The 13,439-nt window shown below is 72.4% G+C and carries 13 protein-coding genes and 1 pseudogene; 6 read left to right on the forward strand and 8 right to left on the reverse strand.

What is annotated here, in order from left to right; genetic code table 11:
- Positions 1-9: 9 nt before the first annotated feature.
- A complete protein-coding gene (locus ABZZ20_RS02695; RefSeq protein WP_356865944.1) occupies positions 10-375 on the reverse strand; it encodes a hypothetical protein in 366 nt (121 codons plus the stop codon).
- Positions 376-790: 415 nt separating this feature from the next.
- Here ABZZ20_RS02695 and ABZZ20_RS02700 point away from each other — a divergent pair, with 415 nt between their 5' ends.
- Positions 791-2,851, forward strand: a complete 2,061-nt coding sequence (locus tag ABZZ20_RS02700) for a SpoIIE family protein phosphatase (RefSeq protein ID WP_356865946.1) — start codon at positions 791-793, stop codon at positions 2,849-2,851.
- On the opposite strand, the gene ABZZ20_RS02705 is transcribed toward ABZZ20_RS02700, so the two are convergent.
- The gene (locus ABZZ20_RS02705; protein WP_356865948.1) at positions 2,790-3,368 is read right to left on the reverse strand and encodes a YdeI/OmpD-associated family protein; all 579 of its coding nucleotides are present in this window, start codon (positions 3,366-3,368) and stop codon (positions 2,790-2,792) included. The genes ABZZ20_RS02700 and ABZZ20_RS02705 overlap by 62 nt on opposite strands.
- A 179-nt stretch (positions 3,369-3,547) precedes the next feature.
- Here ABZZ20_RS02705 and ABZZ20_RS02710 point away from each other — a divergent pair, with 179 nt between their 5' ends.
- Positions 3,548-4,534, forward strand: coding sequence for an endonuclease/exonuclease/phosphatase family protein (locus ABZZ20_RS02710; RefSeq protein ID WP_356865950.1), 987 nt, complete (start codon positions 3,548-3,550; stop codon positions 4,532-4,534).
- Positions 4,535-4,637: 103 nt separating this feature from the next.
- Here ABZZ20_RS02710 and ABZZ20_RS02715 read toward each other — a convergent pair whose 3' ends face one another.
- Positions 4,638-5,081: a nuclear transport factor 2 family protein gene (locus ABZZ20_RS02715; RefSeq protein WP_356865952.1), complete on the reverse strand. Its 444-nt coding sequence runs from the start codon at positions 5,079-5,081 to the stop codon at positions 4,638-4,640.
- Positions 5,082-5,174: 93 nt separating this feature from the next.
- On the opposite strand from ABZZ20_RS02715, the gene ABZZ20_RS02720 reads away from it, so the two are divergent.
- Both ABZZ20_RS02720 and ABZZ20_RS02725 read left to right on the forward strand, forming a co-directional pair.
- Positions 5,175-5,744 carry a PadR family transcriptional regulator gene (locus tag ABZZ20_RS02720; protein WP_356865954.1) on the forward strand — a complete coding sequence of 190 codons (570 nt, stop codon included), beginning with the start codon at positions 5,175-5,177 and terminating at the stop codon, positions 5,742-5,744.
- A complete protein-coding gene (locus ABZZ20_RS02725; protein WP_356865956.1) occupies positions 5,731-6,543 on the forward strand; it encodes an SGNH/GDSL hydrolase family protein in 813 nt (270 codons plus the stop codon). The genes ABZZ20_RS02720 and ABZZ20_RS02725 overlap by 14 nt, the downstream gene beginning before the upstream one ends.
- A 64-nt stretch (positions 6,544-6,607) precedes the next feature.
- Here ABZZ20_RS02725 and ABZZ20_RS02730 read toward each other — a convergent pair.
- From ABZZ20_RS02730 to ABZZ20_RS02740, 3 genes and pseudogenes are all read right to left on the reverse strand, one after another.
- A pseudogene (locus ABZZ20_RS02730) lies at positions 6,608-6,847 on the reverse strand (aspartate/glutamate racemase family protein); the annotation flags it as partial.
- A complete protein-coding gene (locus ABZZ20_RS02735; protein WP_356865958.1) occupies positions 6,826-7,326 on the reverse strand; it encodes a DUF6328 family protein in 501 nt (166 codons plus the stop codon). The pseudogene ABZZ20_RS02730 and the gene ABZZ20_RS02735, both read right to left, overlap by 22 nt.
- Before the next feature lie 43 nt (positions 7,327-7,369).
- The gene (locus ABZZ20_RS02740; RefSeq protein ID WP_356865960.1) at positions 7,370-7,558 is read right to left on the reverse strand and encodes a hypothetical protein; all 189 of its coding nucleotides are present in this window, start codon (positions 7,556-7,558) and stop codon (positions 7,370-7,372) included.
- Between the two features lie 238 nt (positions 7,559-7,796).
- Here ABZZ20_RS02740 and ABZZ20_RS02745 point away from each other — a divergent pair, with 238 nt between their 5' ends.
- Positions 7,797-10,073 (forward strand): helicase, encoded by a 2,277-nt coding sequence (locus ABZZ20_RS02745; protein WP_356866148.1) that lies wholly within the window; start codon positions 7,797-7,799, stop codon positions 10,071-10,073.
- 51 nt (positions 10,074-10,124) lie between these two features.
- Here the strand turns inward: ABZZ20_RS02745 and ABZZ20_RS02750 are convergent, their stop codons facing one another.
- Entirely contained in the window at positions 10,125-11,006 is an 882-nt protein-coding gene (locus ABZZ20_RS02750) for a helix-turn-helix domain-containing protein (RefSeq protein ID WP_356865962.1), read from the reverse strand.
- 149 nt (positions 11,007-11,155) lie between these two features.
- Here ABZZ20_RS02750 and ABZZ20_RS02755 point away from each other — a divergent pair, with 149 nt between their 5' ends.
- Complete coding sequence (locus ABZZ20_RS02755; protein WP_356866150.1) at positions 11,156-12,586, forward strand: MFS transporter; 1,431 nt, start codon at positions 11,156-11,158, stop codon at positions 12,584-12,586.
- 115 nt (positions 12,587-12,701) lie between these two features.
- On the opposite strand, the gene ABZZ20_RS02760 is transcribed toward ABZZ20_RS02755, so the two are convergent.
- Positions 12,702-13,376 carry an SUMF1/EgtB/PvdO family nonheme iron enzyme gene (locus ABZZ20_RS02760; protein WP_356865964.1) on the reverse strand — a complete coding sequence of 225 codons (675 nt, stop codon included), beginning with the start codon at positions 13,374-13,376 and terminating at the stop codon, positions 12,702-12,704.
- Between the last annotated feature and the right edge of the window lie 63 nt (positions 13,377-13,439).

Consider the following 13,439-nt stretch of genomic DNA (forward strand, 5'->3'; position numbering starts at 1 on the left):
CGTCCGGGATTACGGGCGGTTGAGGGTGATGGAGTTGATCGGCCCGAGGTCGGCGTAGACGCCGGCCCCCTCGGCGATGGGGGCACCGCAGCCCGATCCGCCCGAGCCGGTGCACAGGCTCGCGGTGGCTCCGCCGTACTGGTTGTTCAGCACCCAGTGGTTGCCGTACTGGTTGCTCAGGTTGTGTGCTCCGTAGCTGTAGAAGATCTGGCTCGGCTTGACGGCCGGGTTCTGGTCCTGCGGGTAGATGCAGACCGCTCCGGACGGGCAACCGGCCCAGTCGTCGGCGGGCTTGGCGTCGGCCGCGCTGCTCAGTGCCAGGACGGCCGCGGCGGCGGTGGCGAGCGCGGCGGTGCCGCGGATCATCTTGCGCATGGTGTCCCCCTGTTGGGTTGCCTCGGTGCTGACGGTTTCAGCCTGTCCCCGCCGCCCCCGGGGGTCGACGGGTTTCCTGTTGCCCATCGGCCCGCCGGTCGGGAAACCGCCCGCGACCTGCCCGGACGCGGGGCCGGGGTCAACCCGCCGGGGGCCGGGAGAACCGCCGCGGGTCCCGAAGATCCGGCCCGTGTCGAACCCGGCGGTCACCGAACGTCACCCGGCGGCTGCCGTCCGCACGCCATGATGTCCACCTCCCCGATGGCGCGCAGAATTGAGGAGGCAGCCCGTGTCCGCCGTACGGGCTCCGGCCAGCCACCCGCGCGGGCGGTGCGCAGAAGGGGGCCTCACGATGCCGTCGAACCGGCTTGGGGGTGCGGCGGATCGCGGCCCGATCCGATCCGAACCGGGCTCCTTGCTGGAACACGTGGCGGTGGCCGTCTTCGGCATCGACGGTGAGGACCGGATCTGCTTCTGGGGCCCGGGCGCCCAGGGCCTCTTCGGCCACGAGGCCCGGACGGTGCTGTCCCGGCCGGCGGCGGACCTCTTCCCCGGACCGGCACCCGGCGGGGGTCCCGGCGCTGGCCGCCGCCCCGCCGAGCAGCTCGTGGAGCGCGCCCGAACCCTCGGCTACTGGCGGGTACGGATGCCCGCACGGCACCGGGACGGCACGGTGTTCGACTGCGGTTTCCGGGTCTTCCCGCTGACCGGCTCCACGGGCGCCTCGGTGGTGATGGGGCTGGCGAGCAGGGGCGACGAGTTGGACCGGGTCAAGACCAACCTCTCCTTCCTCGACGCCCTCTTCGAGACCTGTCCCATCGGCCTGGTCATGCTCGACGAGGACCTGCGCTACGTCCACCTCAACCAGGCCCTCGCGGACATGGACGGGGTCCCGGTCCAGGAGCACCTCGGCCGCCGGATGGCAGACATCATGATCACCTCCGACGGCGGGGAGTACCAGCGCATGCTGCGGGCCGTGGCCCAGGGGGACCGGCCCGTGATCGGCACCCTCGTGGGGCTGCGCACACCGGGCCACCCGGACCGCGACCAGGTGCGCTCGGTCAGCTTCTTCCCGCTGAGCGGTGCGGGGGACACCCGACGCGGAGTGGGCGGACTGCTGCTCGACGTGACCGACCGGGAGCAAGCCATCCTGGAGGCGACGGCCGCCCGGCAGCGCCTCGCCCTGCTGGACCGGGCCGCAGCACGCATCGGCACCACCTTGGACCTGCACGTCACGGCTCGGGAGTTGGTCGAAGCGGCGGTTCCGGACTTCTGTGACGGTTGTGTCGTCGAACTCGTGGAGTGGATGGACGAGGACGCGGCGTTCGATCCGGCACTGCCCCTGATCACCCGCCGGATCGCCTCCGGCACCACGCTCCCGCAACCCGCCGTCGAGCTCGTGAGCGGCCTGGAGAAGGTCACGTACCCGCCCGGCTCCAGCATCCACCAGATGGTGAGCAACGGCCGCCCGCTCTACGTCTCGGTCGACGAGGACTTCGTGGCCCGGACCGTCGTGCACCAGGAGCGTGCGCAACTGCTCCTCGACAGTGGGCTGACCTGCATCCTCATCGCACCCCTCATCGCCCGCGGCACCGTGCAGGGCATCACCATGTTCGGTCGCGCGGCTGCCCGCCCGGCCTTCGTGGACGAGGACCTCGGGCTCGCGGGCGAACTGGCCTCCCGCGCCGCCCTGTGCCTGGACAACGCCCGGCTCTACAACAGGGTCCAGGACATCGCCCTCACCCTCCAACGCGCACTGTTGCCCAGCGCGCCCGCGGCCGGCCCCTACGCGGAGATCGCCCACCGGTACCTTCCCGGCAGCCGCGTCACCGAGGTCGGCGGTGACTGGTACGACGCGATCATCCTGCCCGGTGACCGGGTGGCCCTCGTCGTCGGCGACGTGATGGGGCACGGCGTCCCGGCCGCCGCGGCGATGGGCCGGCTGAGCATCACCGCGAAGACGCTCGCCCGGCACACGGCGGAACCCGAGGCGCTGCTCGCCGAACTCGACGCCTGTGCCCGGGAGGCCAGCATCGAGTGGGCGACCTGCGTGTACCTCCTCTACGACCCCCACACCGGCCGCGCCCGCATCGCCAACGCCGGCCATCCCCCGCCGCTGGTACGCCACCGGGACGGGACCGTGGACACCATCGGCGACGTGCTCGGAGTCCCCCTCGGGGTGGGCGGCGTACCGTACCGGGCGACCGAGTTCGCGCTCCCCGAGGGCGCAACCGTGGCCCTGTACACCGACGGCCTGGTCGAGTCCCGCGGCCAGGACATCGACACCGGCATGGACGCGCTGCGCGATCAGCTGCGCGGCCCCATGGGCTCGTTGGAGGAGGCCGCCGACCGCATCCTCGCCGCCCTGCTGCCCGATCCGGCGGCCGACGACACGGTGCTCGTCCTCGCCCGGGTCAGCGCGGCTCCGGGCCGCTCGCCAGCAGGGTCACGGCCCGCGCCAGGCGGGTCCGCCTGACCTCCGGTGTGAGCGCCTGGAGGACGGGCAGCAGCGCCAGGTAGCGGCCGGTCCGGTCGAGCGCTTCGAAGGCCTTCTTGGCCCGGGGTTCGGCGTCCAGCGCGGCTGCGACGTCGGGCGGCACGGTGGCCTCCCTCTGCGAGGCGTAGGCCGCCGCCCACCGCCCGTCCTCCTGAGCCCTGCGCACCTGTGCGAGGCCGGGTTCACGCATGCGCCCCAGGGCCGTCAGCGTCGCCACCTTCTCCACGTTCACCTGCGACCACAGGCTCTTGGGCCGGCGCGGGACGTACTTCTGGAGGTAGTACCGCTCGTCGAGGGACCGGCGCTGACCGGAGATCCAGCCGTAGCAGAGTCCGATGTCGACCAGCTCGTCGGCGGTGACCGAGGCGATGCCGGATCCCTTCTTGGCCAATTTGATCCACACCCCCGCCCGGCGCGTATGGTGCGCGGCCAGCCAGTTCTCGAACGCCTCGCCGTCCGCGAAGGCGATGACTTCCACGCCGTCCGACTCGTTCATGCCCCTCAGGGTAGGGGCCCCTGCCGAGGTTCCCGAGCGGCCCGAACCAGCAGCCCACGGCCCCGGCGCCCGCCGGGCCTGCGGGAACCGGATCACCGCGCCCCGCGTCGTCGTACGGTGCGGAGTCGTGCGGGTGCCACGATGCGCGGGGACGCCGAGCCGACTGGGAGCACGGGCGCATGAGGAAGCAGTGGTCAGGAGCGTGGGCGTGGCGCGGGCGCGGGCGCGTGCTCGCCGGGCGCGTGCTCGCCGGGCTCGCGGTCCTCGTCGCCTGCCTGTTGACCTTCCACAGTGCGGTGCCCGACACGGCGGGTCGCCCGGGCAGCCTGGTGGAGACGTTCCTGCCCTGGCTCGGTCTGGCCGTGCCGGTCCTGCTGGGCACGGCACTGCTGCGGCGCTCGGCCGTGGCCGCGTACGCGCTGCTGTTGCCCAGCGCCGCCTGGCTCTTCCTCTTCGGGGGCTTCCTCGTCCCGGGCGACGACCGGGAACCCGATCTCGTCGCGGTGCAGCACAACATCAGTGACGAGAACCCCGATCCGGCCGGCACCGCACGGGCCCTGGCCGGGACCGGGGCGGGGCTCATCGCCGTGGAGGAGCTGACGCCTGCCGCGGCCCCGCCGTTCGCGGCGGCCCTGGCGGCGCAGTATCCGTACCACGCGGTGGCGGGCACCGTCGGACTGTGGTCGAAGTACCCGCTGGTTCGCACGGAGCCGTTGGACATCAGGCCGCAGGGGGTGGGGGCGGACTGGAACCGCGGGCTGCGGGCCACCGCCCGTACGCCTCGGGGCGACGTTGCCGTCTACGTGGCGCACCTGCCGTCGGTGCGCCTCGGGCCCTCGCACGGATTCGGCTCCGCACGGCGGGACGAGAGCGCCGCCCTGCTCGGCGCCGCGATCGCCGCGGAGCGGACGGACCCGCTGATCCTGCTCGGGGACCTCAACAGCACGGTGGACGATCGCGGTCTCGCCCCGGTCGGTTCGCAGCTGGACCGCCCGGGCCGGGACTTCGCGTTCAGCTGGCCCGCGGCGCTGCCGGTGGCCCGCATCGACCAGATCATGACCCGCTCGGCGGCCGTCACCCGCATCTGGTCGCTGCCCGCCACCGGAAGCGACCACTTGCCCGTCGCCGCCGGGATCAGGTGGCGGGACCCGGCCCCCCGCCGGTGACCCCCGGCACGACGGCGCGCCGCCGATCGGGGCGCGCTCCACAGCGCCCTCCCCTCCCCGTCGCGCGCCCCGCCGGTAAGGTGGCCAGGCTCCGGCCACAGCACTATCGGGTGGCCTGCCGGTCGGTCGGACCGGGGGCCAGGCCGTCGGCGACCAGTCCGGCGAGAACGGCCTCGCCCAGGGCGTGGACGGCAGACTGCGGCCTGACCATCACCGTGAACTCCTTGATCCGGCCGTCGTCGGCGAAGTGCAGCAGGTCGATGCCGTGGACGGACTTCCCGTTGACGGTCGCCCGGAACAGCAGGATCTCCGACGGCGAGGCAACCCCGTCGACGCTCGTCTCGGCGCTTCCGGCGTACTGCCCGACGTAGCGGAAGTCCTCGAAGGTGCGCAGCAGCACCCCGAAGAGCCCCAGCACCATCGGCCTGCCCTCGAACGGGGTGAACTTCACCGGGCTGTACAGGCGGACGTCTTCGGTGAACAGGGCTTCCAGCGCGGCGATGTCGCGGCTGTCGACGGCGGCCCGGAAGCGGTCTGCTGCGGTCACGGCTTCTCCTCGATACTCATCAATGTGACTAGTCACTTTCTTGAGTATGATGCGGGGAGGGAGCGTGGACAAGGCTGAGAAGGAGGCGATCCGATGGCTCTGCGCCACGCGGTGCTGGCGGCGTTGCTGGACGAGGAGTTGAGCGGTTACCAGCTGGCCAAGGCCTTCGACCTCGGTGTGGCCAACTTCTGGCACGCGCTCCCGCAGCAGCTCTACGCCGAGCTGACCCGGCTGGAGAACGACGGACTGATCGCGGGGCGGGAGGTCGTCCAAGACACCCGGCCCAACAAACGCCTGTTCACCGTCACGGGCGCGGGACTGGCCGAGTTGGAGCAGTTCACCGCTTCCTCCGCCAAGCCCTCCTCCATCCGGGATGACCTGGTGGTCAAGGTCCAGGCCGCCGACCACGTCGACACCGGGACCCTGATCGCGCAGCTCACCGAGCGCGCCGCCTTCGCCGGGGCCAAGGTGGACCTCTTCGGTGCCTTGCTGCGCACGATGCGCGGCGACCGCACCGAGGAGGACTTCCTGCGCCACGGCGAACGCGTCGGCCCCTACCTGACCTGCCTGCGCGGTCTCGCCTTCGAGCAGGGCAACCGCGACTGGTGCGAGCGCACGATCGCTGTCCTGCGGGAACGGGAGGTGGCCCGTGCCCGGCGCTGAGCAGCCGTACCTGCGCTACGTCGCCCTCGGTGACAGCCAGACCGAGGGAGTCGGCGACGGCGACGACACGGTCGGTCTGCGCGGCCTCGCCGACCGGCTCGCCGAGCACCTCGTCCGCCACGCTCCCGGCCTGCGGTACGCCAATCTCGCCGTCCGCGGCCGGCTGGCCGGGCAGGTCCGCGCCGAGCAGCTCGCACCCGCCCTCGCCCTGCGCCCGGACCTGGCCACCGTGATCGCCGGGGTCAACGACGTGTTGCGGCCACGGTTCGACGTGGACGGGGTCGCCGGCCACCTGGAAGCGATGTTCGAGGCGCTCACCGCCCAGGGCGCCCGGGTGGCCACGCTCACCTTCCCGGACCTCGCGCGGATCACGCCGCTGGCCCGCCCGCTCAGCCCGCGCGTCGCCGCCCTCAACGACCGGATCCGGCGAGCCGGCCGCCGCCACGGCGTGGTCGTCGTCGAGACGGGACACCATCCGGTGGTCACGGACCCCCGGTTGTGGAGCGCGGACCGGCTGCACGCCAGTCCGATCGGCCACCAGCGGATCGCCGCCGCCCTCGCCCGCGCCCTGGACCTGCCCGGTAGCGACGACTCCTGGACGCACCCGCTGCCTCCCGCGCAGGCGTCCGCTCCCACGCTGGTCGACGAACTGGCCTGGGCAGCCGGCTTCCTGGGGCCCTGGCTGGGTCGACGTCTGCGCGGCCGCTCCTCGGGCGACGCCCGTACCGCCAAGCGCCCGGACCTGCTGCCGGTGGCGCCGGCCGCGGGTGGCGGCCGGACGACGGGGGTCACGGCGTAGGAGCGGCGGCTGCCGCGTGCGGGCGTAGACGGGAAGGGGGGGCGCGCCTCCGGACGGTGTGGGTTCACGGCAGCCGGCCGGTGGGCGCCAGGGCCGCCTCCACCGCGGCCTCGGCGTGGATGCGTGTCGTGGGGAAGACGGGCACGGGGCTGTCCCGGGGGCCGATGAGCAGCTCGATCTCGGTGCAGCCCAGGACGATCCCCTCGGCGCCGGCGGCAGCGAGGTCCTTGACGACGCGTTGGAAGGCGGAGCGTGATTCCTGTTCGTCCGCCGTGGGCGCGGTCAGTTCGAGGTGGTGTGGCGCTTGCGGACCCACACGGGCAGGGCGAACCAGCACAGTACGAACCAGATCAGGACCCCGCTCACCAGCCAGGGCACGAGGGAGTTGTGTACGGCTACGCGGAGGATGAGGAACAGTGCGGCGGTCAGCGTGGCCAGCAGGAGGGCGAGGCCCGCGAAGGTGAGCCGCGAGGCCCAGATGACCGCCTCGGGTTTCAGTCGGCGGCCCGCGACGATGCGGTGGAAGGCGACGGGGCCGATGAGTGCGCCCGTCGCCAGGGATCCGAGTACGACGGTGACGACGTAGATCGTCTTGTCGGTCTGCGAAAGCTCCCGAAACTGCGTGGTGAACACGACGGTCAGCAGGAAGCCGAAGAGGATCTGGACGCCGGTCTGGGCCACCCGGATCTCCTGGACCAGCTCCTGCCACTGCCGGTCCGCGCGTTCCTGCGGGGTTTCGTCCCTGCCGTCGTCCCGGTAGTCGCCGCCGGCGTCGTCCTGCATGCTGCCTCCTTGCGTTCGGCTGTCGTCCGACCCGGCGAGGACGTTACTCCGTGGAGGCTTGCTGCATGACGTACTGGAAGGCAGTCATGCAGGGCGCGCAATGACGGTCCGTTTCGGCGTTGCCGCCCGGCTGGAGTGGGCGGCCGCACAAGGTGGCTCGGTGGTCCCGGGCGACGACGTGCCACACCGGGCCGGACCCGGCGGCCGCCTCACCGATTTGCATTTCGTACATGAGGGTGCTCCATGTGGTGGACAGCTCTTGCGTCCACCAAAGCAGTGCACGGCGCCGAAAGCCTGATGGGTGAGCCGACCGGGTGACGCCCGGCATCCGGCGCCGGCCCGCATACGGAAATACCCCGGACCAATTGACGGCCGGGGTATTTCGCAGCGTATATTTGATGTTTCACGCCCTGCTGGAAGGCGGGCGTGAAGAAGCTTTACGAGGACACTGTATCGGGTCGGGAGTGGAATTGTCAACCGTGGAATTCCGTAATGAGCAGCAATTCATCGACGAGCTCTACGCACGTCTCGACGACCTGCGCGACCAGGCAGAACAGGCCGTGCAGCGGGCTCTGGCGGGGTCGGGGAACGGCTTCCAGGAGCGGCTGGAGCGGGATGTCATCGTCGCCGAGCAGTCCGGTCTGCTTTCCGCGTTGACCGCGGGCGAGAACGGCCTGTGTTTCGGCCGCCTTGAGTTCTCCGACGGTCGCGACTACCACATCGGCCGTATCGGAATCAGGCAGGACGACGCGGAGCGCACCCCCCTCGTCCTCGATTGGCGGGCCGACGCGGCACGCCCCTTCTACCTCGCCACCGGGTACTACCCGATGGGTCTGCGCCGCCGCCGTCACCTCACCACCCGCGGACGTCGGGTCTCGGCCCTCCACGACGAGATCCTCGACCTCACCGACACCGAGCGGACAGGGCACGAGGGCTCCGACGCGGACGCCGTACTGCTCGCCGCGCTCGACTCCGCCCGTACCGGCCGCATGCACGACATCGTGCAGACCATCCAGGCGGAGCAGGACCGCATCATCCGCTCCTCCCACCGTGGGGTGCTGGTGGTGGAAGGCGGTCCCGGGACGGGCAAGACGGCGGTCGCCCTGCACCGGGCCGCCTACCTCCTCTACGCACAGCGCGAGCTGCTCGCCAAGCGGGGCGTACTCATCGTCGGCCCCAACCCGGCGTTCCTCGGCTACATCGGCGAGGTGCTCCCGGCACTCGGAGAGACCGGCGTACTGCTCTCCACCGTGGGCGAGCTGTTCCCCGGCATCCGTGCCAGCGGCGCCGACCGGCCCGGAGCCGCGGCCGTGAAGGGCCGCGCGCGGATGGCCGAGGTCCTCGCGCAGGTCGTGCGCGATCGCCAGGCGCTGCCGGAGAGCGTGCCCGCCGGCAGCGGTGAGGACAGCGCCGTGCTGCCCGAACCCGCGGTGGAGATCGACCACGAGGACTACGGGACCCTGCTGCTGGACCGGACCATGGCCCACGAGGCCCGGGACCGGGCGCGCGCCACCGGGCTGCCGCACAACCTGGCCCGCCCCTACTTCGCGTTCCGCGTCATCGACGCGCTCACGGAGCAGCTCGCCGACCGGCTCGGCGCGGATCCGTACGGCGGTCCCAACCTGCTGGGTCCCGACGACGTCGCACAGCTCGGCAAGGAGATCGCGACGAGCTCCGAGGTGCACGCCGCGATCGACAGCCTCTGGCCGCCGCTCACCCCCCAGCAGCTCGTTGCCGACTTCCTCGCCGAACCCACTCACCTTCCCGCCCACGAGGCCGAGCTGATCCGGCGCACGACGGACGACTGGACGCCCGCCGACGTTCCGCTGCTCGACGAGGCGGCCGAGCTGCTCGGTGTCGACGACAGCGCGCAGCGCGCCGCCGAAGAGCGGGAGCGGCAGGAGCGCATCGCGTACGCGCAGGGCGTCCTGGACCTGTCGCAGGGATCCGAGTCGTACGAATTCGAGGACATGGAGAACGAGTTCCTCGCCGCGCACGACATCATCGACGCGGAGCGGATGGCGGAGCGACAGGAGGAGGCCGACCACCGCAGCACGGCCGAGCGGGCCGCCGCCGACCGCACCTGGGCCTTCGGGCACATCATCGTGGACGAGGCGCAGGAACTGTCCGAAATGGCCTGGCGGTTGTTGATGCGGCGCTGCCCCGTCCGCTCCATGACGCTGGTGGGCGATCCAGCCCAGACGGGCGACGAGGCCGGGTGTGGTTCGTGGCAGCGGATCCTGGAGCCGTACGTCGGGGACCGCTGGGAGCTCGTGCGCCTCGGCGTCAACTACCGTACGCCCGCGGAGATCATGGACGTCGCGGCTGCCGTGCTGCGGGCCCGCCACCCCGGGTTCGAGCCGCCCAGCTCGGTGCGGTCCACGGGACGGCGGCCCTGGCTCCGGGCGACGGACGACCTCGCGCGTACGGTCGCCGACGCGGTGCGCAAGGGCGCTCCGGCCGAGGGCGGGGGCCGGCTCGCGGTGATCGCGCCGCGCCCGCTGCACGAGGAACTGGCCGCCGCGCTGCCCGGTGTTCGGGCGGGCGAGCAGCCGGATCTCACCCGTACCGTCGTCCTGTTGGAGCCGCGGCAGGCCAAGGGCCTGGAGTTCGACTCGGTGATCGTCGTGGAACCCGCGGACCACGAGCCGAGCGACCTGTACGTCGCGCTGACCCGGGCCACCCAGACCCTCGGGGTGGTCCACACCGGGCGGCTGCCGCAGGGGCTGGCCGAACAGCCCGGGTAGCCCCGGAAATCGGGCGGTGCGCGGAGGGCGCGGGGCGGGGCGCGGGGTGCGTCAGACCGCGGCGGTCGAGAGGGGGGAGCGGGTCGAGCGGGGCTCCAGCCGCTCCAACCGCTCCAGGCGCGTACGGCTCTCCTCGTCCACCGGCACGTACGTCACCAGGCGCGGACCGGCAGCCGGCCCGAGCCACAGGTTGGTGTGCTGGAGCTGCAGCAGACCCACGTGCGCGTTGCGGATGTACTTGGTCTTGGTGCCCTGCCCGACCACCTCGTGCCGCGCCCACACCTCCCGGAACTCCGCCGACTCCGCTTCCAGCCGCGCCAGCAGGGTCTTCCACGCTGGCTCGGCGAGGTGTTCCGCCATTGCGGCCCGGAATTTGGCCGCGATCGTGCGGTTCACCTCGGCGACGTCGACGACGGCCGCCCGCCAGTCCGCGTGGGTGAACGCCAGCCACAGGCAGTTGCGGTCCTCGGGCGGCAGCGCGTCCAGATCGCACAGCAGCCGTCCGTACGTCGTGTTGTACGCCAGGATGTCGTATCGGCTGTTCTGGACGCAGGCGGGAATCGGCCCCAACTGGTCGAGCATCGCGCGCAGGGCCGGGGTGACGCTCGGGCAGGGCGCGTGCGGCGTCGGATCGAGGCTGCCGGCCAGGGCGAACAGATGCGAACGCTCACTGGGGTCCAACAGCAGGGCGCGCGCCAAGGCGTCCAACACCTGGGGGGAGACCTGGATGTCGCGGGCCTGTTCCAGCCAGGTGTACCAGGTGACGCCGACCGCGGAGAGCTGCGCGACCTCCTCGCGGCGCAGCCCGGGGGTGCGCCGGCGACGGCCGCGCGGCAGCCCGACCTGCTCCGGGGTGATGCGCTCGCGGCGGCTGCGCAGGAAGTCGGCCAGTTCGTGCCGGCGTACGTCGCTCTGCGTGGTCACAGTGGTCATTCCACCAGGGTGCCGGACCGCTCATCCCGTTGCCAGGTAGTTCTGGTACCAGGATGCGGAGACTCTGGTACCAGGCTGGTCCCGGCGGGATCGTCTCCGGTGTGAGTGAAACAACGGTACGCACCACCGACCCCTCCCCGCCCGTCCCCATGGGACCGCCCCCCGGACCGGCCCCGTCCGCCCCCGGCTCCCGGCAGCAGGCGCCGATCGGCCCGCTCGGGCTGTTCACCGTGCTGCTGGGCGCGGCCCTGCCGCTGGTCGACTTCTTCATCGTCAACGTGGCACTGCCCGCCGTCGACGCCGACCTCGCCGCCGGTCCCGCCGTACTCGAACTGATCGTCGGCGGCTACGGCGTCGCCTACGCCGTGCTCCTCGTCCTCGGGGGCCGCCTCGGTGACACGGCCGGCCGGCGCCGCCTGTTCCTGATCGGCATGGCAGCCTTCGGCCTCACCTCGCTCGGCTGCGGTCTGGCGCCCACCGCCTGGACCCTGGTCGGGGCGCGCGTGGCCCAGGGGGCCGCGGCTGCGCTGATGCTGCCGCAGGTGCTCGCCACCATCCAGGCGACCACGCAAGGACCGCGCCGGGCCCGGGCGATGAGCCTGTACGGAGCTACCGCCGGGCTGTCCATGGTCGCCGGGCAGATCCTGGGGGGCGTACTGGTGGCCGCGGACGTGGCCGGCTCCGGCTGGCGTTCGGTGTTCCTGGTGAACGTGCCGGTGGTCGTCGTGGGGTTGGTGCTCGCAGTCCGGGCCGTTCCGGAGACCCGCTCGGACCGGCCGGCCTCGGTGGACGTGCCGGGGACGCTGCTGCTCGCCGTGTCGCTGGTGTCCCTGCTGCTGCCGCTGACCGAGGGGCGGGCCACCGGTTGGCCGCTGTGGACGTGGATCTCCCTCGGCTTGTTTCCGTTCGCCGCCGTGGCCTTCTACCTGGTGGAGCGCCGCGCCGACCGGCTCGGGCGGGACCCGCTGGTGCCGCCGAGCCTGCTGCGGCTGCTGTCGCTGCGGCGGGGGCTGGTGATGGTGGTGCCGTTCTCGATCGGCTTCAGCGGGTTCATGTTCGTGATCGCGGTGGTCCTCCAGCAGGGCCTGCGCATGGGGCCGGTGGCGGCCGGGCTCGCGCTCGTACCGATGGCGCTGGCGTTCTTCGCGGCGTCGCTCGCCGGGCCGCTGTTGGTCGGCCGGTTCGGCAGCCGGGTCGTCACGGCCGGAGCCGTCTTCCAGGCCCTCGGCGTCGGGTTGCTCCTCCTCGCGGTCCTGCACGGCTGGGCGGACCTCGGGCTCGCCGCGCTCGCCCCGGGGGTGGCCGTCGCAGGCCTCGGCCAGGGTCTGCAACTGCCGGTGTTGATGCGGTTGATGCTTTCGGACGTACCGGCCGACCGGGCCGGCGTGGGCGGCGGGGTCATGATCACCACTCAGCAGTCCGCACTCGCTCTCGGCGTCGCGACCCTGGGCAGCCTCTTCCTCGCGCTGAGCCCGTCGCTGGGCATGCGGGACGCGCTGGCCGTGACGCTACTGGTCCAGCTCGGCATGATCACGCTGACCGCCCTGCTGAGCCTGCGCCTGCCGCGCCTCATGGGCTGAGCCGTGCGTCGCCGCGGGCGGGCCCGGCACGGGCGCGCCGCCGGCGGCCCGCTGACCGGGGACCGGTCCGGCGGGCTGCTGACCGGGCACCGGGACGCAGCCCGCCGGCGAACGGTCAGCCGGCGACGGAACGCGCGATGCGGAAGCCCACGTCCTCGACCCTGAACGTCGGGTGGCTGCGACGGCGTGCAGAGGCCCGGCAGCTCCAGTGCTCGTCGAACCAGCCACCGCCGCGCAGCACCCGGTAGCTGCCGTAGACCTCGGCGTCGTAGACGTCCCAGCACCAGTCCCAGACGTTGCCGATCATGTCGTACAGGCCCCACGCGTTGGGCTGCTTGCCACCCACGGGATGGATGCGCTCCTGCGAGTTGTCGCGGTACCAGGCGATGTCGTCGAGCGGTCCGTACCGGGGTCCCGCCGCGCCGGCACGGCAGGCGTGTTCCCACTCGGCCTCGGTCGGGAGCCGGTACCCGTCGGCGGAGGTGTCCCAGTCGACGTCCTCGTCGTCGGCGCGGAGGTGGTAGGCGGGCGTGAACCCGTCGCGCTCGGACAGGGTGTTGCAGAACCGGACCGCGTCCCACCAGGAGACGCCCTCGACGGGCAACCGGTCTCCGTCGGCGGTGCTCGGGCGCTGGCCGGTGAGCTCCGCGTACTGCTCCTGAGTGACGGGGAAGGCCGCGATCCGGTAGGCCGCGAGGTCCACCGACCAACGCCGCTGTGTCCGCCGGTCCGACAGCGTGACCCGCCCGGGAGGAACGGCGATCAACTCGTGTGCTGTGCCTGTGTCCATGAGGAGGTGATCTTACCGGTGACGGCCCCCGGCGGCCGTGCCGGGTCGCTGTCCAGGCCTGGC

The sequence above is a fragment of the Streptomyces sp. NPDC006430 genome (genome assembly GCF_040612395.1).
Lineage (GTDB): Bacteria > Actinomycetota > Actinomycetes > Streptomycetales > Streptomycetaceae > Streptomyces.